At 68.9% G+C, this 19875-nt stretch carries 18 protein-coding genes and 1 tRNA gene (1 of these 19 cut by a window edge); 6 read left to right on the top strand and 13 right to left on the bottom strand.

Annotated elements, in window-relative coordinates:
- Both ACCD06_RS25585 and ACCD06_RS25590 read left to right on the top strand, forming a co-directional pair.
- On the top strand, positions 1–450 hold the 3' end of the coding sequence (locus ACCD06_RS25585; RefSeq protein WP_413344442.1) for an exonuclease SbcCD subunit D C-terminal domain-containing protein. 795 nt of this gene lie to the left of the window's left edge; 450 of the gene's 1245 nt are visible here — the last part of the coding sequence; its start codon lies off the left edge, out of view; the stop codon is at positions 448–450.
- Positions 450–4211 carry an AAA family ATPase gene (locus tag ACCD06_RS25590; RefSeq protein WP_413344444.1) on the top strand — a complete coding sequence of 1254 codons (3762 nt, stop codon included), beginning with the start codon at positions 450–452 and terminating at the stop codon, positions 4209–4211. The genes ACCD06_RS25585 and ACCD06_RS25590 overlap by 1 nt, the downstream gene beginning before the upstream one ends.
- Before the next feature lie 196 nt (positions 4212–4407).
- Here ACCD06_RS25590 and ACCD06_RS25595 read toward each other — a convergent pair whose 3' ends face one another.
- The 13 genes from ACCD06_RS25595 to ACCD06_RS25655 all read right to left on the bottom strand — a co-directional run bounded on the left by ACCD06_RS25595 (position 4408) and on the right by ACCD06_RS25655 (position 17593).
- Complete coding sequence (locus ACCD06_RS25595; protein ID WP_413344446.1) at positions 4408–5250, bottom strand: AAA family ATPase; 843 nt, start codon at positions 5248–5250, stop codon at positions 4408–4410.
- Between the two features lie 27 nt (positions 5251–5277).
- Positions 5278–5610, bottom strand: coding sequence for a DHCW motif cupin fold protein (locus ACCD06_RS25600; RefSeq protein WP_413344448.1), 333 nt, complete (start codon positions 5608–5610; stop codon positions 5278–5280).
- A gap of 73 nt (positions 5611–5683) precedes the next feature.
- Complete coding sequence (gene alaS, locus ACCD06_RS25605; RefSeq protein WP_413344450.1) at positions 5684–8353, bottom strand: alanine--tRNA ligase; 2670 nt, start codon at positions 8351–8353, stop codon at positions 5684–5686.
- Positions 8354–8483: 130 nt separating this feature from the next.
- A complete protein-coding gene (tatC, locus tag ACCD06_RS25610) occupies positions 8484–9275 on the bottom strand; it encodes a twin-arginine translocase subunit TatC (RefSeq protein ID WP_109073029.1) in 792 nt (263 codons plus the stop codon).
- Between the two features lie 15 nt (positions 9276–9290).
- Entirely contained in the window at positions 9291–9821 is a 531-nt protein-coding gene (gene tatB, locus ACCD06_RS25615) for a Sec-independent protein translocase protein TatB (protein ID WP_109073028.1), read from the bottom strand.
- Positions 9822–9896: 75 nt separating this feature from the next.
- Positions 9897–10136: a twin-arginine translocase TatA/TatE family subunit gene (locus ACCD06_RS25620; protein ID WP_042704372.1), complete on the bottom strand. Its 240-nt coding sequence runs from the start codon at positions 10134–10136 to the stop codon at positions 9897–9899.
- A 159-nt stretch (positions 10137–10295) separates the two neighbouring features.
- Positions 10296–10913, bottom strand: coding sequence for an SMC-Scp complex subunit ScpB (gene scpB, locus ACCD06_RS25625; RefSeq protein WP_413344453.1), 618 nt, complete (start codon positions 10911–10913; stop codon positions 10296–10298).
- Complete coding sequence (locus tag ACCD06_RS25630; protein WP_413344455.1) at positions 10906–11736, bottom strand: segregation and condensation protein A; 831 nt, start codon at positions 11734–11736, stop codon at positions 10906–10908. The genes scpB and ACCD06_RS25630 overlap by 8 nt, the downstream gene beginning before the upstream one ends.
- Before the next feature lie 10 nt (positions 11737–11746).
- Positions 11747–12424 (bottom strand): site-2 protease family protein, encoded by a 678-nt coding sequence (locus ACCD06_RS25635; RefSeq protein WP_109073025.1) that lies wholly within the window; start codon positions 12422–12424, stop codon positions 11747–11749.
- A gap of 16 nt (positions 12425–12440) precedes the next feature.
- The gene (gene nagZ / locus ACCD06_RS25640; protein ID WP_413344457.1) at positions 12441–13544 is read right to left on the bottom strand and encodes a beta-N-acetylhexosaminidase; all 1104 of its coding nucleotides are present in this window, start codon (positions 13542–13544) and stop codon (positions 12441–12443) included.
- The gene (locus ACCD06_RS25645; RefSeq protein WP_413344459.1) at positions 13516–14580 is read right to left on the bottom strand and encodes an SPOR domain-containing protein; all 1065 of its coding nucleotides are present in this window, start codon (positions 14578–14580) and stop codon (positions 13516–13518) included. The genes nagZ and ACCD06_RS25645 overlap by 29 nt, the downstream gene beginning before the upstream one ends.
- Complete coding sequence (gene argS / locus ACCD06_RS25650) at positions 14577–16337, bottom strand: arginine--tRNA ligase (protein ID WP_413344461.1); 1761 nt, start codon at positions 16335–16337, stop codon at positions 14577–14579. Before argS ends, ACCD06_RS25645 begins: the two co-directional genes overlap by 4 nt.
- Before the next feature lie 56 nt (positions 16338–16393).
- A complete protein-coding gene (locus ACCD06_RS25655; RefSeq protein ID WP_413344463.1) occupies positions 16394–17593 on the bottom strand; it encodes a deoxyguanosinetriphosphate triphosphohydrolase in 1200 nt (399 codons plus the stop codon).
- A 192-nt stretch (positions 17594–17785) separates the two neighbouring features.
- Here ACCD06_RS25655 and erpA point away from each other — a divergent pair, with 192 nt between their 5' ends.
- The 4 genes from erpA to ACCD06_RS25675 all read left to right on the top strand — a co-directional run bounded on the left by erpA (position 17786) and on the right by ACCD06_RS25675 (position 19817).
- Positions 17786–18142, top strand: coding sequence for an iron-sulfur cluster insertion protein ErpA (gene erpA, locus ACCD06_RS25660; RefSeq protein WP_085083769.1), 357 nt, complete (start codon positions 17786–17788; stop codon positions 18140–18142).
- A 48-nt stretch (positions 18143–18190) separates the two neighbouring features.
- Positions 18191–18964: an exodeoxyribonuclease III gene (gene xth, locus ACCD06_RS25665; protein WP_109073019.1), complete on the top strand. Its 774-nt coding sequence runs from the start codon at positions 18191–18193 to the stop codon at positions 18962–18964.
- Between the two features lie 119 nt (positions 18965–19083).
- Entirely contained in the window at positions 19084–19656 is a 573-nt protein-coding gene (locus ACCD06_RS25670; protein ID WP_413344466.1) for a hypothetical protein, read from the top strand.
- Between the two features lie 71 nt (positions 19657–19727).
- A tRNA-Ser gene (locus ACCD06_RS25675) sits at positions 19728–19817 on the top strand.
- Positions 19818–19875 lie beyond the last annotated feature (58 nt).

Genomic DNA, 19875 nt, shown 5'->3' on the forward strand with positions numbered 1-19875 from the left:
CAGGTGATGCTGGCCGAGTTCGCGAGCGGCCAGTTGGTGGACCATGAGGCCCTGCGCGTGCCACGCCATGTGCCGATCCACCGCATCAGCGAGCCCAGCCCGGACGCGGCATTGGACAAGCTGAAGCGGCTGGAACTGGACAATGCCCTGCCGCGCGATGCCTGGCCCTTCCTGGAGGTGACGGTCACCCTGCCGGAGCCGCGCCCCGCCCTGCGCGACGAGGTCGAAGCTGTGCTGGCCGGCCGGCCGGTGCGTCTGCTGAAGCTGGGGGTGCGGCTGACCGGCAGCGGCCAGACGTTGGCAGACAGCGCGCCGCCGGTCGATCTGGCCTCGCTTGAGCCGGAGGAGGTGTTCCGGCGCCTCTACCGCCGAAGCCACGAAGGCGACCCCGAACCGGACCTGATGGCGGCCTTCCACGAGTTGCTGACCGGCGTGCAGGAGACGATGTGATGCGCATTCTCGCAGTACGCGGCGCCAACCTGACCAGCCTGGACGGCACCTTCTCCATCGATTTCGACCGCGAGCCGCTGCAGCGGGCCGGGCTGTTCGCCATCACCGGACCGACCGGCGCCGGCAAGAGCACGATTCTCGACGCCCTGTGTCTTGCCCTGTTCGACCGCATGCCGCGGCTGCCGGAAGGACGCGGCGAGATGCTGGGGCTGGAGGGCGATCCCAACAGCATCCGCACCACCGACGTGCGCACGGTCTTGCGGCGGGGAGCCGGATTCGGCTGGGCCGAGGTGGATTTCGTCGGGATCGACGGCGAGGCTTATCGCGCGCGCTGGGAAGTGCGGCGGGCCCGGCAGAAGGCGCAGGGGGCCTTGCAGCAGCAGAGCATGTCGCTGAGCAGCCTGGATGGCGAACAGCGGTTCGGCGACGGCAAGAAGAGCGTGCAGGAGGAGATCGAACGACGGCTCGGCCTGAGCTTCGAGCAATTCCGCCGTGCCGTGCTGCTGGCGCAGGGTGATTTCGCCACCTTTCTGAAGGCGCCGGCGCGGGACCGCTCCGAATTGCTGGAACTGCTGACCGGAACCGAGATCTATTCTCGCCTGTCGTTTGCGGCCCATGAACGAGCGAAAGCGGAGACGCAGCGGCTCGACACGCTACTGGCGGAAGGCGGCGGCATTGGCGTGCTGAGCGACGACGACCGCGCGGCCTTGCAGACGGAAGCCGAAGAGGCGGCGAAGGCGGTGCGGTGCGGCGAGCAGGCACTGGCGCTCGCCCAGGCGGCATTGGCCTGGCATGAGCGCGACGGGCAGCTCGCGGCGGCCGAGAGCAAGGCGGTCGAGGCGGCGGACACGGCGGAGCGGGCCTGGGTCGAGGCTGAGGAGCGGCGCGAGGCGGCGGCCCGGCTGCGCGGCCTGCAACCGCTTCGGCCGCTGTTGGCCGATGCCGACCGGGCGAACGGCGACGCGGCGGAGGCCGCAGCGGCGGTCGACCGGGCGGCGGCGACCTTGGAACAGGCGCGGCTTGCGGTGGAGGAAGCCACCACCCGCCATGGCGAGGCACGCCGGCGGTTCGAGGACGCCCGCACGGCCGAGATGAAGGCCGAGCCCGATCTTGAGCGCGCGGCCGATCTGGATGGACGGATCGCGATGCTGTCCGGCGAGCAGGAAACTGCCGAGGCCGCGGCGAAGGTGGCGACGCAGCGCGTCGGGGCGGCAGGGAAGGCGGTACGCGACATCGAAACCATGCTGTCGGCGGCACGGAACGACGTGGCGCGGCTGGAGGTCTGGCTGCGGGAACAGGCCGGCATCGCCGCGGTGGCCGCGCAGTGGGAGCGGTGGGACCGGCTGCTGGCTCGCGCCATCACCGACACCCGCACCGGCGAGACGGCGGCGCGGGAGCGCGGGCGGCTGGAGCGGGAGCTTGCGGCGTCCGCCGCCACCGCCGAGGCGGCGGACGCCCGGCTGGCGGAGGCGCGCGCGCGCTGTCAGGCGGCGGAGCGGGCGCTGGAAAGCCTTCGGGGTGAAGCGGTTCCGTCGCTGGAGGAGGCGCGGCAGGCGCGGACAACGGCGGGGCTGCGGCGGGACGGGCTGTTGGCGCTGCTCGCCACCGGCGAAGCTCGGCAGCGGCTGGCCGTCGAGCGCGAAGTGGCGGAGGGTGAGCGGCTGCGGCTGCTGGCTGAGGCGGAGCGCGACGGGACGGCGGCGCGGGAGCTTGCCGACCATCAAACCGGGCAGCAGGCGGCGGTCGAGGAGGCTGAGCACACGCTACAGCGGCTGATGCTGGCCCAGCGCGAGGATGTGGAAAGCCTGCGCGGGCGGCTGTTGGAGGGAGAGCCCTGCCCGGTCTGCGGATCGGCGGAGCATCCCTGGGCGGAGGCCGGGGCGACGCCGCTCGGCCGGGTGACGCGGGATCAGGAAAAGCGCCTTGCCGAATTGCGCGAGGCGCTTGCCGCGACAGTCGCCCGCCATGCTGCGCTGGAGGCGGCGGAAGGGGCTGCGCGCAAGGGCGCCGAGGGACTGACGGCCCGGCTGGCCGCCATGGTGCGGGAAGCCGAGGGGCTGGAACTGCGCTGGGCGGAACAGGCGACGGCTGCCGGTTGGGAGGCAGAGGGCGGAACGCTGGCCGACATCCGCAACGCGGTCGAGGAGGCCGACCGGCGGCTGGCGGCCATTGCAGCCGAGGAGGAACGGGCGCTCGACCACCGCAGGCGGGTGGATGCCGCTCAACAGGACCATCGGCGGCTCGAGACCGCGGCGGCTGGGCTGGCGGCGGAGTGCGAGGCGAACCGGCATCGGCTGGCCGACGGACGGCAGGCTTTGGCGCTGGCGGTGGCGGCGCTGGATTGGGCAAAGGCAGATCGGGATGCCGCCCTGGCGGAGTTGGACGAAGGCCTGGCGGGGGAAGCCGACTGGCGGGCACGGCTGGAACGGGAAGCGGACGGGTATCGGGTCGGATTGGCGTCGCGGGTTGCCGAGTGCCGCGAAAAGACCGGCGCGCTGGCCCGCGCCACACGCGAGGTGGAACGGTCCACCGGCGAACTCGCGGTGCAGACGGCAGAGTTGGACGCGGCGCTGCGGGCCGAGGAGGAGGCGCGCAAGCGGGCTAACGATCTCACCGGCCGGCTGGCGGAGGCGCGGGCAACGCGAAGTGCTCTTCTGGGTGGCCGGCCGGTGGCGGTGGTGCGACGGGCATTGGCCGGGGAGCGGCACGAGGCCGAAGCCCTGGTGGAAAAAGCCACGTTCGCACGGCAGGACGCCGTCGCACGGCTGTCGGCGGCGGAGCGTGAGCGCGAGACCCGGGGCGAGGCGGCGCGGCAGTGTGCCGACAAGGCACGGGCGGCCGGCGAGCGGCTGGAGCGCGCGGCGGCGGAGCGTGGCGCCGGGTTGGACGAGGTTCGCCGATTGCTGGCGGCGGCCGAAAGCGAGCTGGAGGCGGAAGAGCTGACATTGGCGGTGCTGGAGCGGGCGCGCGGCGACGCGGCGCTGGTGGTGGCCGAGCGCCGGCGGCAGCGCGCCGATCACCATGCCGCGGGCGGGCCGGCGCTGAGCGCCGAAGACGCTGCCGCCGTGGCCGAGAGCACCCGCGCGGTTCTGGAACAGGACCGCGACCGGCTGGGCTCGGCGCGTGGACGGCTGGAGGCCGATGATGGCAACCGGCAACGGCTGGCAGGGCTGCGGGTGGCGATCGAGGCGCAGCAGGCGCGCTGTGCGCTGTGGGGCAAGATGGCACAGCTGATCGGCTCGGCGAACGGTCAGAAGATGCGCAACTTCGCCCAGAGCTTGAGCCTGGACCTGCTGCTGACCCACGCAAATCGGCATCTGGAGGATCTCGCCCGCCGCTATCGGCTGGAGCGGGTGGCGGGGGCCGATCTGGAAATCCAGGTGGTCGACCGCGAGATGGGCGACGAGCGGCGCGGCGTGCACAGCCTGTCCGGCGGCGAACTGTTCCTGGTGTCGCTGGCCCTGGCGCTCGGCCTGTCGGCAATGGCGGCGGGGACCTCCGGCGGGATCGGCACGCTGTTCATCGACGAGGGGTTCGGCACGCTCGACCCCGACAGCCTGGACGTAGCGCTGTCCTGCCTGGAGGCTCTGCAGGCCGGCGGCCGTCAGGTCGGCGTCATCAGCCACGTTCCGGCGATGGTCGAACGCGTCGGCACGCAGATCCGCGTGATGCCGCTGGGCGGCGGGCGCAGCCGGGTGACGGTGCAGTCGGTGGCGGGGACGGCGCTGGGCGTGGCGATGGAGGAAGTCGAGGGGGTTTGAAGGGGCCAAAGTTAGACCCCCACCTAACCTCCCCCGCTCTCAGCGGACCTGCGGTCCGCCTGCCGCGTCAGCACAAAGCGAAGCTTTGTGCGAGAGCTGGGCGGGGGAGGGACTGCCGTTGAACGCCGACAAGGGTCCAATCCCCTCCCCCGCCCAGCGGGGGAGGGTTAGGGTGGGGGCAAGTGCTGCCCACCCCTCACCGCCCCCGCTTCGCCAGGAACGCCAGCCGTTCCAGCGTGTGGACGTCCTGCTCGTTCTTCAGCAGCGCGCCGCACAGCGGCGGGATCAGCGTACGGGCATCCTTGGCGCGCAGGGTCTCGGGATCGACGTCCTCGACCATCAGCAACTTGATCCAGTCCAACAGCTCGGAGGTCGAGGGCTTCTTCTTCAGCCCCGGAACCTCGCGCAGGTCGTAGAACAGGTTCAGCGCCTCGCGCAGCAGCGCGGATTTCAGGCCGGGGTAATGGACCTCGACGATGCGCTCCATCGTCTCGCGCTCGGGAAAGCGGATGTAGTGGAAGAAGCAGCGGCGCAGGAAGGCGTCCGGCAGTTCCTTCTCGTTGTTCGACGTGATGATGACGATGGGGCGCTTGCCCGCCTTGATCGTCTGGCGGGTTTCGTAAACGTGGAACTCCATACGGTCGAGTTCCAGCAGCAGGTCGTTGGGGAACTCGATGTCGGCCTTGTCGATCTCGTCGATCAGCAGGACCGGAGACTCCGGCGCCTCGAAGGCCTCCCACAGCTTGCCGCGGACGATGTAGTTGGCGATGTCGTGGACCTTCGCCTCGCCCAACTGGCTGTCGCGCAGGCGGCTGACCGCGTCGTATTCGTAGAGGCCCTGCTGCGCCTCGGTGGTCGACTTCACATGCCAGGACAGCAGCGGCTTGTTCAACGCGCGGGCAATCTCCACCGCCAGCACGGTCTTGCCGGTGCCGGGTTCCCCCTTCACCAGAAGCGGCCGCTCCAGCGTGATGGCGGCGTTGACCGCCACCATCAGGTCGTCGGTGGCGACATAGCGGTCGGTTCCGGTGAAGCGCATGGGTGGGCTCCCTCAAGCGAGAAGGTTTCAGTCCACGATAAACAGGGTGGCACCGGTTTCGGTCGAGGACCGATGCGGTTCGTCGCCGAAATCCGACACCTGATAGCTCATGCCGGCGGTCAGGACGAAACGACGGCCGTCCTTCAACTCGGTGATCAGCTCGCCGCTGACCACGAACAGCACATGGCCGCGGTCGCACCAATGGTCGGCCAGATAGCCCGGCGTGTATTCGACCAGCCGCACCCGCAGTTCCCCGGCATGGAAGCTGCGCCACAGCGCCTTGCCGGCTTCGCCCGGATGTTCGGTGGCAGGGACAGCGGCCCAGTCGGTCACGGTGAAGGGAAGAGTGGGCAGTTCCATCGCCGGACCTTTGAAGACGGCACGAACAGAAAAACGGCCCCCGGAGGGATCCGAGGGCCGGGTTTCAGTGCGATCAGGAGGCCTTCTTGGCCGCGATCGCCTTTTCAATGGCCTCGATCGCAGCATGGGCCAGCGAGGCGTCGGGACCGCCGGCCTGGGCCATGTCCGGCCGGCCGCCGCCGCCCTTGCCGCCCAGCGCCTCGGCGCCGACGCGGACCAGATCGACGGCGCTGAGGGTGCCGGTCAGGTCGTCGGTCACGCCGATGACGATGGAGGCCTTGCCCTCGTTCGAGGCGATCAGCACCACGACGCCGGAGCCGACCTGCTTCTTCAACTCGTCGGCCATCGGCTTCAGGTCCTTGGCCGGCAGGCCTTCGACCACGCGCGCGGCGAACTTCACGCCGGCAACGTCCTTGGCCTCATTGCCGCCGTCGGCCTTGGCACCGCCGCCCATGGCGACCTGACGGCGCAGATCGGCCAGTTCGCGCTCCATCTTGCGGCGTTCCTCGACCAGGACCGCCACACGGGACGGAACCTCGTCGGGCTTCACCTTCAGAACGCTCGCCGCCTCGGTCAGCAGATGGTCGCGCTCGGACAGCCACGCCTTGGCGCCGGTGCCGGTCAGCGCCTCGATGCGGCGGACGCCGGCGGCGACGGCGCCCTCGGAGACGATCTTGAACACGCCGATGTCGCCGGTGCGGCGGACATGGGTGCCGCCGCACAGCTCGATGGAGTAATCGCGGTCGATCTCGCCGTGCGGGCCGCCCATGGAAACGACGCGGACCTCGTCGCCGTACTTCTCACCGAACAGGGCCATGGCGCCCTGGGCGCGGGCCTCGTCCGGGGACATCAGGCGGGTGATGACCTCGCTGTTGGCGAGGACGCGGCGGTTCACCTCGTCCTCGATGGCGGCGATGTCGGCGGCGGACAGGCCGGTCGGCTGGCTGATGTCGAAGCGCAGACGCTCCGGCGCCACCAGCGAGCCCTTCTGGGTGACATGGTCGCCCAGGCGATGGCGCAGCGCCTCGTGCAGCAGGTGGGTGGCGGAGTGGTTGGCGCGGATGGCGGCGCGGCGCTCGGTGTCCACGCGCAGCTCGACCACGTCGCCGACCTTGAGCGTGCCCTTGGTCACCGTCCCGACATGGGCCCACACGGCGCCCAGCTTCTTCAGCGTGTCGGACACCGCGACCTCGGCCCCACCGGCGGAGAAGATCACGCCGGCATCGCCGACCTGACCGCCCGATTCACCGTAGAAGGGCGTCTGGTTGACGACGACCAGCACCTGATCGCCGATGGCGGCGGCCTCGACGCGGGCGTCGCCCTTGACGATGGCCGTCACCTTGCCCTCGGCCACTTCGGTGTCGTAACCGAAGAACTCGGTGGCGCCCAACTCGTCCTTGATCTCGTACCACAGCTTCTCGGTGCCGACCTCGCCCGAGCCGGCCCAGGATTCGCGGGCCTTGCGGCGCTGCTCGTCCATCGCCGCCTTGAAGCCGGCCTCGTCGACGCCGCGGCCCTGGCCGCGCAGCACGTCCTGGGTCAGGTCGAGCGGGAAGCCGTAGGTGTCGTACAGCTTGAAGGCGACGTCGCCGGCCAGCGGCTGGCCTTCGCCCAGATGGCCGACCTCGTCCTCCAGCAGGCGCAGGCCGCGCTCCAGCGTCTGCTTGAAGCGGGTTTCCTCCAGCTTCAGCGTCTCGACGATCAGGGCGCGGGCGCGGTTCAGCTCCGGATAGGCATCGCCCATCTGCTGGATCAGCGCCGGGACCAGACGGTGCATCAGCGGCTCGCGCGCGCCGATCATGTGGGCGTGGCGCATGGCGCGGCGCATGATGCGGCGCAGCACATAGCCGCGGCCCTCGTTCGACGGCAGCACGCCATCGGCGATCAGGAAGGAGGTGGAGCGCAGATGGTCGGCGATGACGCGGTGCGACACGGCATGCGCGCCGTCCGGCGAGGTCTTGGTCGCCTCGGCCGACGCCATGATCAGCGCCCGCATCAGGTCGATGTCGTAGTTGTCGTGCTTGCCCTGCAGGACAGCGGCCAGACGCTCCAGCCCCATGCCGGTGTCGATCGACGGCTTGGGCAGCGGCACCAGATTGTCCGGACCCAGCTGTTCATACTGCATGAACACGAGGTTCCAGATCTCGATGAAGCGGTCGCCATCCTCATCCGGGCTGCCCGGCGGGCCGCCGGCGATCGACGGGCCGTGATCGAAGAAAATCTCGGAGCACGGGCCGCAGGGGCCGGTGTCGCCCATGCGCCAGAAATTGTCGTCGGTCGGGATGCGGATGATGCGGTCGTCCGACAGGCCGGCGACCTTGCGCCAGATCGCCGCGGCATCCTCGTCGGAGGTGTGGACCGTCACCAGCAGCTTGTCGGCCGGCAGACCATATTCCTTGGTGATCAGGTTCCAGGCGAACGCGATGGCGTCGTCCTTGAAATAATCGCCGAAGGAGAAGTTCCCCAGCATCTCGAAGAAGGTGTGGTGCCGCGCGGTATAGCCGACATTGTCCAGGTCGTTGTGCTTGCCGCCGGCGCGCACGCATTTCTGCGAGGTGACGGCGCGCTTGTACGGCCGCGTCTCGGCACCGGTGAAGACGTTCTTGAACTGGACCATGCCGGCGTTGGTGAACATCAGCGTCGGGTCGTTGCGCGGCACGAGCGGCGACGAATCGACTTTCTGATGGCCCTGCTTGGCGAAGAAATCCAGGAACGTGCGACGGATGTCGTTGGCGGTCTGCATACGGTCAAGGCTCCGGGTGCGCGGCTGCGGCCTTCCATTGGCCGAACCGTGCTTTTAGCGCGAGAATGGCGGCATGTCCACGACGGACGGATTATTACCCTGCGTCACGGCAGACAAAAAGCCTGTCTGACTATTGAGCTTCCGTCTCGGCCCGCGCCTTTTCGATCCGGCGGCCGATGATGATCGCGATTTCGTAGAGCGCGATCAGCGGCAACGCCAGACTGACCTGGCTGATGACGTCCGGCGGGGTCAGCACCGCGGCGGCAATGAAGGCGCCGACGATGGCATAGCGCCGCTTCGACGCCAGCGCATCGGTGCTAATGATGCCGACGCGGACCAGCAGGGTCAGCAGGACCGGCAACTGGAAGGCGATGCCGAAGGCGAAGATCAGCGACATCACCAGATGCAGGTATTCGCCGACACGCGCCTCGAACTCGATGGGCAGGGCGTTGCCGTCGCCGCCGGGATGGAACTCGAATCCCAGGAAGAAGCGCCAGGCCATCGGGAAGATGAAGTAATAGACGATGCCGGCGCCGGTCAGGAACATCACCGGCGTCGCCACCAGGAAGGGCAGGAAGGCCTTGCGCTCGTGCTTGTACAGCCCCGGCGCAACGAACATCCAGATCTGGCTGGCGATGATCGGGAAGGAGATGAAGCAGCCGGCCCAGAACGCCACCTTCACATAGGTGAAGAAGGCTTCGGTCAGGCCGGTGTAGATCATCCGCCGCCCCTGCCCCGCCAGCAGGTCGGCCAGCGGCTGCACCAGGAAGTTATAGATCTTGTCCGACACCGCATAACACAGCAGGAAGGCGATCAGGATCGCACCGATCGACCACATCAGCCGGTTCCGCAGCTCGATCAGGTGATCGATCAGCGGCATCTTGCTGTCTTCGAGTTCGTCCTGCTGCGTTTCGCCGGTCATGGCCCGTCTTTATCTTCAGGTCTGCTTGTCGGTCGGCTGGGCGGAGGCCACGGCATCCGGCCGCGGGGCCGGAGCGGGCTGCGGCGCGGGGGCCGGAACCGGTTGCGGCGGTTCGGTGGTGCTAGGCGTAACGGTGATCGGAGAGGGGGCCGCCGACGGCGCCACGCTGTCGGTGACCGCCGGAGCGGAGGGCGGCGGCGCCTGGGGCAGGTCCGGCTCCGGGGTACTGCCCTGATGGCCGTTCAGCCCGACATCGAAGCTCTTGGGATCGAAGGCCTTGCCCATCTCCCCCTTCGGGTCGATGGTGTCTTCCATCATCTTCTTGATGTTCAGATCGCGGGTCTTCAGCGCTTCCTTGCGAAGCTCGTCCAACTCGGTTTCCCGCATCATGTCGTCGATGTGGGTCTGGAATTCGCGCGCGACGCCTCTGGCCTTACGCACCCATTTGCCGAGCGTGAAGATCGCCTTCGGCAGATCCTTGGGTCCGATGACCACAAGGGCGATCACGGCGATCACCATCAGTTCGGACCAAGCGATGTCGAACATGTTCTTCCGGCTTCACGAATGCGGTGGGCAGGGTCGGCGCGCGGCGTTCCGAAAGGGCGCCCGCGCGCCCGCCGGTCAGCTGCGGACCGCCTCGTCCTTCTTGGCCGCGGTTTCGGCCGTGTTGGCCGGCTGGTTCGGGATGGTCTTGGCGTTGCTGCCCGGGGCTGCATCGTCGCTGTCGTCCTGCAGGCCAGCCTTGAAGGACTTCACGCCCTTGGCGAGGTCGCCCATCACCTTCGGCAGCTTGCCGGCGCCGAACAGCAGAAGAACGATCAGAAGAACGATGATCCAGTGCCAGATGCTGAAAGAACCCATGGCGCGCCTATCACGTTTGAACGGCCTTAGCGGCGGGGCGGCACTATGGCAGAAAGGCCGTAGGGCCGCAACGTTCGCCCCACCATCCTTAAACGGTTGTCATTGAGCTTTCACGGGAATTCGCGCGAGCGCCCCTAAAAACGCGGTCCCGCGCGGAAGTCACGCATCGTCGTCGGTCCCCAACGCGCTGTCGTCGCCGGTGGTCCCCAGTCCAAGCAGCACCGGGCGACTGTCCAGCAGGCCGGCGGCGCGCAGATCATCGACGTTGGGCAGGTCGCGCAGGCTTTCCAGCCCGAAATGATCGAGGAAATGGTCGGTGGTGATCCAGGTCAACGGCCGGCCCGGCGTCTCCCGCCGCTTGCCCGGCCGGATCCAGCCATGTTCCATCAGCAGATCCAGCGTGCCCTTGCTGGTGGCGACGCCGCGGATCGATTCGATCTCGGCCCTGGTCACCGGCTGGTGATAGGCGATGATCGCCAGCGTTTCGATGGCGGCGCGCGAGAGCTTGCGCGACACTTCCTCCTCGCGCCGCAGCTCGGGTGCCAGATCGACCGCGGTGCGGAAGGCCCAGCCGCCGCCTGTGCGCACCAGATTGACGCCGCGCGGGGCGTAATGGGCGCGCAACTCCTCCAGCAGCGGGCCGATCTCCGTCCCGATCCGTCCGGCCAGCGTCTCCTCGTCCAGCGGCTCGGCCGAGGCAAACAGCAGCGCCTCCAGCAGGCGCAGCCTGCCGATGCGGGCCTCCGCCTCGTGGGCGTCGGTGACTTCCTTAATCATGGGACTGTGCTTCTTCCGAATTGTCGCCGCCCTGGGAATCGCCGGAGCGCCCGCGGACATAAAGCGGGGCGAAGGCGCCCTCCTGGCGCAGTTCCACCCGGCCGGCCTTCGCCAGTTCCAGAGTCGCCGCGAAATGGGCGGCCAGGGCGGAGCGGGTCAGCAACCCGCCGCCCTCCCCGCCCGGCAGGAAGCTCGCCAGCGTCGCCCAGTCCGGCATGCGGCCCAGCAGCGACGACAGGCGCTGCACCGCCTCCTCCATCGAATAGAGGCGGACCGGGGCGATGTGCAGGACCGAGGAGTCCTTGCGGGCGCGCTGCTGGCCATAGGCGCGCAGCAGGTCGAACAGCGTGACCTCGTAAACCGACTTGCGCTGCAGGTCCAAGTCCTCCGGCGCGCCGCGCGGGTGAACGTCGATGCCCAGGCGCGGACGGGCGAACAGCTTTTCGGCCACGCCCTTCATCGCCTCCAGCCGCTGGAGCTGGAAGGCGAGCGCCGCCGCCATATCCTCGCCGGACGGCTCCTCCCCCTCCGGTTCGGGCAGCAGCAGGCGCGACTTCAAATAGGCCAGCCACGCCGCCATCACCAGATAGTCGGCAGCCAGCTCCAGCCGCACCTTCCGCGCCTCCGCCACGAAGGCGAGATACTGGTCGGCCAGTTCCAGGATGGAGATGCGCGTCAGGTCGACCTTCTGGTCACGCCCCAACGCCAGCAGCATGTCGAGCGGTCCTTCGAAGCCGTCCAGCACCAGCAAAAGCTGCTCGGACGGCGACGCCTCCGCGGCAGCGGGGGCGTCGCCCAGACGCTCGGCCACCAGATCAGCCATATGATCGCATTCAGTCGTTGCCGGTCAGGATGCGGATGAAGTCGATCACCGCGTCCACGGGCGGACCCAGCACCCAATGCATGACGCTGAGGTCCATGCCGATCTGCCGCCCCAGCATCGGCAGCAGGAAGAAGGCCGCCATCAGGATCAGCAGCCCGAAGCGCTCCAGCTTCGCCAGCGGAACCGCCAGAAAATCCGGCAGGATGCCGACCGCGACCCGTCCGCCGTCCAGCGGCGGCAGCGGGATCAGGTTGAACACCATCAGGATGACGTTGACGAGCACCGAAACCTCGGCGGCGGAGCGGATCCACAGTTCGATATAGCTGTTTTCCGGATTGACCAGCCGCCAGAGCACCGCCGACGCCACCGCCAGCAGGAAGTTGGTCCCCGGACCGGCCAGCGCCACCCAGACCATGTCGCGGCGCGGATGGTCCAGCCGGGCGAAATTGACCGGCACCGGCTTGGCCCAGCCGAAGACGAAACCGGTGGTGAAATACATCAGCGCCGGCAGCAGCACCGTCCCGAACGGGTCGATGTGGCGGATCGGGTTGAAGGTGACGCGCCCCAGCCGATAGGCGGTGTCGTCACCCAGCCTCCAGGCGACGAAGCCGTGCGCCGCCTCGTGCATGGTGATGGCGAGGATGGCCGGCAGGGCCACGGCCGTCACCTGGAAGATCCATTCCTCCATCGTCCGCTCCCGTCCGTCAGGCTTGGGCCGTGCCGAGAAGCTCGGCCAGCCGGGTCGTCAATGCCGCGATGTCCGCCGGTTCCGGCGCGTGGCGCATCGCCTCCGCCCGCGCCCAGCGCTCGGCCGCCGCGCCGCTCAGCACCGGAACGGCGTCGACCAGAGACCGCATCTCGGCCAAGTCGCCGTTGCAGTGGAGCACGACATCCATGCCGGCCGCCAGCACCGCTTCCGCCCGTGCCCTCGGGTCGCCCTGCAGCGCGTTCATCGACAGATCGTCGCTGAACAGCAGCCCGCCGAAGCCGATGGACGGCCCCCGCACCACCTCGCGCACCACGATGGCGGAGGTGCTGGCCGGGGCGGTCGGGTCGATGGCCTTCAGCACCACATGGGCCACCATCGCCAGCGGCAGGTCGGCCAGTGCGCGGAAGGGGGCGAAGTCGGTGGCTTCCAGCGTCGCGCGATCGGCCTCCACCACCGGCAGCTCGGCATGGCTGTCGGCGAAGGCGCGTCCGTGGCCGGGGATGTGCTTGACCACCGGCAGCACGCCACCGGCCAGCAGCCCGTCGGCGGTGGCGCGGGCCAGCGCGATCACCAGGGCGGGGTCGCGCGAGAAGGCGCGGTCGCCGATGATGTCGTGCGCGCCCTCCACCGGCACGTCGCAGACCGGCGCGCAATCCACCGTGATGCCGACCTCCGCCAGCATGTGGGCGAGCAGCCGGCCGTTGATCCAGGCAGCCTCTTGGGCGGCCTCGCGCCCGGCTTCGGCGTCGCGCGCGGCGAGCGCGCCGAACACGCCCATCGGCGGGTGGGCCGGCCAATGCGGCGGGCGCATGCGCGCGACCCGGCCGCCCTCCTGGTCGATCAGCACCGGGGCGTCGGGCCGGCCGACGCTGGCGCGCAGATCGTCCACCAGCCGGCGCATCTGGTCGCGGCTGTCGCAGTTGCGGCGGAACAGGATGAAGCCGAGCGGATCGGCCTCGTGGAAGAAGGCGGCCTCGTCGGGCGTCACCTCCAACCCGGCGCAGCCGAAGACGACCGCGCGCGGACGGGCAACCGGGGTGGCGGGGTCCACTAGGTTACGACCCACCGAATCAGGGACGGACAACCACACACCCCACATTCTGTGCGCGCAGCTGGGCGCAGACGGACTTGGCCCGCGCCTCGTCGGCACCGGCGCCCTGCACCCGATAGAAGACGCCCTTCGGACCGAGATCGACCTTCGCGACATGCATGGACAGGCCGCCCAGCGCATCGGAATGGCGCCCGGCCAGACGGCGCCATTCGGCGGCAGCCTCTCCTTCGCTACGCACCGACGCCAGTTGGACCCGCCAGCCGCCGCTGCCGCCGACAACAGCGGGCGTGGGGGCGGGCATGGCGGCGGGCGCGGCCTTCGCCGGCTGAGGCGCCGCCTTGGCCGGGGCGGCGGGCAGCGAGGCGGCCTCCAGCTTGGCGATCAGCTGTCCCATCGACGGAGCGGCATTCTGCTGGACCGGCGGCGGAGCAGGCGGCTTCGCCGTGGAGGCCTGCTGCTGGACAACCGGCTTGGCCGGAGCGGGGGGCGGCTGCTGCGGCTTGGCGGCCACGCTGGGCGGCGCCTGGGTGGCTTGCGTCTGAACCGGCGGCGCGGCGGCCGGATCCGCGGCGGACAGGCCGGGTGCCGGCTCCGGAGCGGCCAGCGGAGCCGCCGCAGCGACCGCCGCGGCGACGCTGTCGCGCAGCACGGTGGCGGTGGAGCCCGGCGGCAGCTGGGCAACCGACGGGACCGACGGCAGCGGCACCACGGCCGGCATCTGCGGCGTCACCACCGGGCGCGGCAGCGGCACCTCCGGCGGCGGCAGCAGCCGTTCCACCTGATTGCCGCGCCCGCCGTCATGGTCGCGCAGCCGCTCATAGGCCAGGATGTCCTGGTGCGGCACCTCCATCCCGCCCGGCTGGTCGGGACGCGACTTGGGCGGGGTGGGGTCGGCGGCCAGCAGCGGCGGACCGTCGCCGGACAGCCGGTCATGCCCGCGAAGCCCGACGACCGCCGCACCGGCGAAGGCAACGACGCCGACCACCGCGAAGCCGAGCGCCAGCAGCCCGCGCTTGTTCGCGGACTGTCGGGGCGGCATCCCATAGGGATTGGCCGCGTAGTTGACGTCGCCGTCGTACCTCATGAACGCAGTTCCTCCACAGGTTCGACACCCATCACCTTGAGACCCGACGCGATGACCGTCGCGACCGCGGCGATCAGCGCCAGACGGGCCGTCGTCAGCTCCGCATCGCCCTCGATCAGGAAGCGCAGCGAGGCATCGTCGCGGCCCCGGTTCCACAGAGCGTGGAAGTCGCTGGCAAGATCATAGAGGAAGAAGGCGATGCGGTGCGGCTCATGCGCCTCCGCCGCCGCCTCGACCACGCGCGGCCAGGTGGCCATGCGCTTGGCCAGCGCCATCTCCTCCTCGGCATCGAGCCGGGCGAGGTTCGCCGAAGCCGCCAGAGCCGCCGGCGTCTGGTCAAGCTGCGGCAGCGCCGTCGCGGCATGGCGCAGGACAGAGCGGCAGCGGGCGTGGGCGTACTGCACGTAGAAGACCGGGTTGTCCTTCGACTGCTCCGTCACCTTGGCGAAGTCGAAATCCAGCGTCTGGTCGTTGCGGCGGGTCAGCATGATGAAGCGGACCACGTCCTTGCCGACCTGATCGATGACGTCGCGCAGCGTCACGAAGGTGCCGGCGCGCTTGGACATCTTCACCGGCTGGCCGTTCTGCATCAGATGGACCAGCTGGCAGAGCTTCACGTCCAGCGAGGCCTTGCCCTCGGTCACCGCGGTGGTCGCCGACTGCATCCGCTTGACGTAGCCGCCATGGTCGGCGCCCCACACGTCGATCAGGCTGCCGAAGCCGCGCTTGTACTTGTCGAAGTGATAGGCGATGTCGTTCGAGAAATAGGTGAAGGACCCGTCCGACTTCTTCAGCGGCCGGTCGACGTCGTCGCCGAAATCGGTGGACTTGAACAGGGTCTGCGGGCGCGGCTCCCAATCGTCGGGCTTCTTGCCCTTCGGCGGCTCCAGCACGCCGGTGTAGATCAGGCCGCGTTCCTCCAGCGCCGTCAGCGCCTTGTCGACGGCCCCGGCCGTCACCAGCGCGCGCTCGCTGCTGTAGACGTCCATGGTGACGCCCAGCACGCCGAGATCCTCCTTGATCCAGCCCATGATCATGGAAATCGCGAAGTCGCGGCAGGCCGGCAGCCATTCGGACTCGTCGGTGCCGACCCAGCGGTTGCCGTCACGCTCCGCCAGCGCCTGACCGACCTCCTTCAGATACTCGCCGGGATAGAGGCCGGCCGGGATCTCGCCCACCTCCTCGCCCAGCGCCTCGCGGTAGCGGATGAAGGTGGACCGCCCCAGCACGTCGACCTGGGCGCCGGCATCGTTGATGTAATATTCCCGGCTGACGGCGTAGCCGGCCTTTTCCAGCAGCGAGGCCAGCGCGTCGCCGAACACGGCGCCGCGGCCATGGGCGGCATGCAGCGGGCCTGTCGGGTTGGCCGACACATACTCCACATTGACCGGCGTCTTCCCACCCAGGTCGCTGTCGCCATAGGCGGTGCCGGCGGTCAGCACGTCGCGGATGCGGTCGCGCCAGACGTCCGGCGTCAGGCGCAGGTTGACGAAGCCCGGACCGGCGATCTCCACCGACTCCACGTCGGCGCGGCTCTTCAGCTTGGCGACCAGCAGCTCCGCCAGGGCACGCGGCGCCATCTTCGCCGGCTTCGCCAGGATCATGGCGGCGTTGGTGGACAGGTCGCCATGCGAGGCCTCGCGCGGCGGCTCGACCGTCAGACGGCTGCTGTCCAGCCCGGCGGGGATGGCACCCTCCGCGGCAAGTTCCTCCAGCAGCTTGCGAATATCGGTCTCGAAGGCCTTGAAAATATTCATCGTCTCAGGTCGTCTTTTCAGGAGGTCACAGGAGCCTCGCGGCTCAGGTCTTCACGTCAGGTCTTCACATGCAGATCAAACAGCCGGTCATGTTCGGCCAGCGCGTAGCGGTCGGTCATGCCGGCGATATAGTCGGCCACATGGCGGGCACGCACCGCAAGGTCGGCGTCGCCGCCTGCCTTGGCGATGTCGCGCTGCCATTCGGTCGGCAGGGTGTTGGGCTCGTCCATGAACAGCTCGAACAGGGCGCGCACCACGCGCTTGCACTTGCTCATCTCGCGGTTCACGCGATAGTGCCGGTACATGCGCTGGCGCAGGAAGGCGCGCAACGGCCGCTGCGCCTCCAGCATCCCGTCGGAGAAGCTGACCATCGCCAGCGGCAGGGCGCGCAGCTCGGCGGCGCTTCCCGGCTTGTGCTCCGCCAGCCGCCGCCGCGTCTCCGTCACCAGATCGACCACCATGGCGTTGATCATCCGCCGCACCGTCTCGTGGATCAGGCGCGAGCGTTCCAGCCCCGGATAGCGGTCGCACACTTCGCGAATAATCGGGCCGACCAGCGGCAGTTCCGCCACCTCCTCGACCGTGAACAGGCCGGCGCGCAGGCCGTCGTCGATGTCGTGGTTGTTGTAGGCGATGTCGTCGGCCAGCGCCGCCACCTGCGCCTCGGCCCCCGGGTTGGTATGCAGCTCCAGATCCCACTCGCCCTGAAAGGCGGCGATCGTCGTCGGCAGCCGCTGTCCGGGCAGCAGCGGCAGCAGCGGGCCGTTGTGCTTGACCACACCCTCCACCGCTTCCCAGGTCAGGTTCAGCCCGTCGAACTCGGCATAGCGCCGTTCCAGCCGCGTCAGGATGCGCAAGGTCTGGTCGTTGTGGGCAAAGCCGCCGAACGGCTCCATGCAGGCGTTCAGCGCGTCTTCGCCGGCATGGCCGAAGGGGGTGTGGCCAAGGTCGTGGGCCAGCGCCACCGCCTCCGCCAGATCCTCGTTCAGGCCGAGCGTGCGGCTGATGGAGCGGGCGATCTGCGCCACCTCCAGACTGTGGGTCAGCCGGGTGCGGTAATAGTCGCCCTCGTGATAGACGAAGACCTGCGTCTTGTGCTTCAGCCGGCGGAAGGCCCCGGAATGCACGATGCGGTCGCGGTCGCGCTGAAAGCACGAGCGCGTCGGGCTTTCAGGCTCCGCCGTCAGCCGCCCGCGCGTGTCCGCCGGGTTGCAGGCAAAAGGAGCCAGCCGATCGTGGGAACAGTCCGCCGTCATGGGGCGGACACTACCGGCGGGAAAACGCAGGCGCAACGGCGAAGGCGTGCTATGCCCCGCCCCCCGGCGCTGCCGGCGGACAAGCGTGCCAGAAGCGCAACGGTTTGGCGCAAGGGTGCCCATACTTTGACGAAGCCCCCGATCCCCCTTACATTTGTCGCAACTCCCGCACCGCACCAGAGGGGCCATCCCATGCCCGACACCGCACTTCCCACCGAAACCCGCGTTCTTGGCGTCAGCGAAAGCGCCGCCAAGCGCGTCGCCTTCCTGATCGAGCAGGAGGGCAATCCCAACCTGATGCTGCGCCTGACCGTCTCCGGCGGCGGCTGCTCCGGCTTCCAGTACGGCTTCACCTTCGACGAGACCGCGACCGACGAGGACCATGTCTTCGAGAAGGACGGCACCAAGGTGGTCACCGACGACGCCTCGCTCGACCTGCTGGCCGGCGCGACGCTGGATTATGTCGAAGACCTGATGGGCGCCGCCTTCCAGATCAAGAACCCGAACGCCACGGCGTCCTGCGGCTGCGGCAACTCGTTCGCGGTCTAAGGCCGCGGTCTGAAGCCGGATAACGAAAAGAAAAGGCAGGCCTGTTTCGTGAAGATCGCCACTTGGAACGTCAACTCGGCGAAGGCCCGCCTTCCGCTGATCACCGACTGGCTGCGCACGGTGTCCCCGGACGTCGTGCTCTTCCAGGAAATCAAATGCGAGACCGCCGCCTTCCCGGCCTCGGCCTTCGAGGATCTCGGCTATCACGTCAATGCCGTCGGGCAGAAAGCCTACAACGGCGTGGCATTGCTGTCGAAGGCCCCGGCGGAAGACCTGCTGACCCGCCTGCCGGGAGAGCCGGAGGACGAACAGGCCCGCTATGTCGAGGCCACTGTGTCGGGCGTGCGCATCGCCTCGCTCTACCTGCCCAACGGCAACCCGGTGCCGGGCGAGAAATTCGCCTACAAGCTGCGCTGGATGGACCGGCTGTACGACCATGCCCGGACCCTCCTGGCGCAGGAAATCCCGGTGGTTCTGGGCGGCGACTACAACATCATTCCCGAGGCGCGCGACGTCTTCTCGCCGCAGGCCTTCGCCGGCGACGCGCTGTTCCGCCCGGAATCGCGCGCCAAGTTCCGCGCCCTGCTGAATCTCGGCCTGACCGAGGCGTACCGCGCCCTGCATGACGACGACCGCGCCTATACCTTCTGGGATTATCAGGCCGGCAGCTGGCCGCGCGACAACGGCCTGCGTATCGACCATTTCCTGCTGTCACCGCAGGCCGCCGACCGTCTGGCCGGCTGCACCATCGACCGCGGCCCGCGCGGCCTGGAAAAGGCGTCCGACCACACCCCCGTCATCCTGGATCTGCGCGACGCCTGACCGCGGCCGTGGAATCAGCGTGACAAACAGCATTTTGTTAAAACCTCCGCTTTTAGGATGACCGCGCGACCCGGACGCCAGCCGGGCCGGCGCGGTCATCGGGAAGCGAAGGGCTTGGCATGGCGTGGAGGCGCGACAACGGCCGGGAACGGGTGAAGGCGTTGCTGGCGGCATTGGAACGTCAGGCGACCGAAGCCTCCCAGCTTGCCGAGCGCGCCCAGCGCGACATGGGCGACGACCGCTTCGCCTCCTTCCTCGACTTCCGCCGCAAGGTGGAGGAGATCCGCGCCCTCTTCGCCCTGACCGAAGGGCATCTGCAGGGCGTCGACGAGTCGCGTCTCAGCGACCTGCGCGCCGAGTTCGAGCGGATGGACCTTCTTCTGACCCGCATGCTGGTGCGGGCGATGCGCAATTACTTCTCCGGCATGCGCGAGGATCAGGTCCTACCCATCGGCGCCCGCGAACTGTTCGAGCCGGAACTGCGCAGCATCGACCAGACCCGCACCCGCCTGCTGAGTCCCCGTTATGCCGACCGCGTGGCGCCGGAGATTCTGGACGATCTGGACGCCACGGCGGAGTTGATCCGCAAGACGATAGCCCGCGCCCCCAGCCTGCCCGACTTCTCCGACAGCCCCAGCCCACCCAAACCAACCCGCCGCCTGCGCACCCTGGGCCGCCCGATCCGGAATTGAGGGGCAAATTGCTGCAGCCTTCGCGCGACACTTGACCCACCGCGACCTATTCGCTACTCCCGTGGGCCGAAGGATGGGTGGCCGAGTGGTTTAAGGCAGCGGTCTTGAAAACCGCCGTAGGTGTGAGCCTACCGTGGGTTCGAATCCCACCCCATCCGCCAAGATTGCGATGCTCCAATTCCGCCGCAGTCGGAAGCGCACCCCAAAAAGGGATGCGCT

The organism is Azospirillum sp. CT11-132, from assembly GCF_047302835.1.
Lineage (GTDB): Bacteria > Pseudomonadota > Alphaproteobacteria > Azospirillales > Azospirillaceae > Azospirillum.

What these genes read in the sequence shown, in the direction of transcription:
- ACCD06_RS25635 (WP_109073025.1), bottom strand. Translation starts at nt 12,424, where the DNA reads ATGGAGGAATGGATCTTCCAGGTGACGGCCGTGGCCCTGCCGGCCATC.
- ACCD06_RS25595 (WP_413344446.1), bottom strand. Translation starts at nt 5,250, where the DNA reads ATGCGCTTCACCGGAACCGACCGCTATGTCGCCACCGACGACCTGATG.
- erpA (WP_085083769.1), top strand. Translation starts at nt 17,786, where the DNA reads ATGCCCGACACCGCACTTCCCACCGAAACCCGCGTTCTTGGCGTCAGC.
- argS (WP_413344461.1), bottom strand. Translation starts at nt 16,337, where the DNA reads ATGAATATTTTCAAGGCCTTCGAGACCGATATTCGCAAGCTGCTGGAG.
- tatB (WP_109073028.1), bottom strand. Translation starts at nt 9,821, where the DNA reads ATGTTCGACATCGCTTGGTCCGAACTGATGGTGATCGCCGTGATCGCC.
- scpB (WP_413344453.1), bottom strand. Translation starts at nt 10,913, where the DNA reads ATGATTAAGGAAGTCACCGACGCCCACGAGGCGGAGGCCCGCATCGGC.
- alaS (WP_413344450.1), bottom strand. Translation starts at nt 8,353, where the DNA reads ATGCAGACCGCCAACGACATCCGTCGCACGTTCCTGGATTTCTTCGCC.
- nagZ (WP_413344457.1), bottom strand. Translation starts at nt 13,544, where the DNA reads ATGTGGGGTGTGTGGTTGTCCGTCCCTGATTCGGTGGGTCGTAACCTA.
- ACCD06_RS25600 (WP_413344448.1), bottom strand. Translation starts at nt 5,610, where the DNA reads ATGGAACTGCCCACTCTTCCCTTCACCGTGACCGACTGGGCCGCTGTC.
- ACCD06_RS25670 (WP_413344466.1), top strand. Translation starts at nt 19,084, where the DNA reads ATGGCGTGGAGGCGCGACAACGGCCGGGAACGGGTGAAGGCGTTGCTG.
- ACCD06_RS25590 (WP_413344444.1), top strand. Translation starts at nt 450, where the DNA reads ATGCGCATTCTCGCAGTACGCGGCGCCAACCTGACCAGCCTGGACGGC.
- ACCD06_RS25645 (WP_413344459.1), bottom strand. Translation starts at nt 14,580, where the DNA reads ATGAGGTACGACGGCGACGTCAACTACGCGGCCAATCCCTATGGGATG.
- tatC (WP_109073029.1), bottom strand. Translation starts at nt 9,275, where the DNA reads ATGACCGGCGAAACGCAGCAGGACGAACTCGAAGACAGCAAGATGCCG.
- ACCD06_RS25630 (WP_413344455.1), bottom strand. Translation starts at nt 11,736, where the DNA reads ATGGCTGATCTGGTGGCCGAGCGTCTGGGCGACGCCCCCGCTGCCGCG.
- ACCD06_RS25620 (WP_042704372.1), bottom strand. Translation starts at nt 10,136, where the DNA reads ATGGGTTCTTTCAGCATCTGGCACTGGATCATCGTTCTTCTGATCGTT.
- ACCD06_RS25655 (WP_413344463.1), bottom strand. Translation starts at nt 17,593, where the DNA reads ATGACGGCGGACTGTTCCCACGATCGGCTGGCTCCTTTTGCCTGCAAC.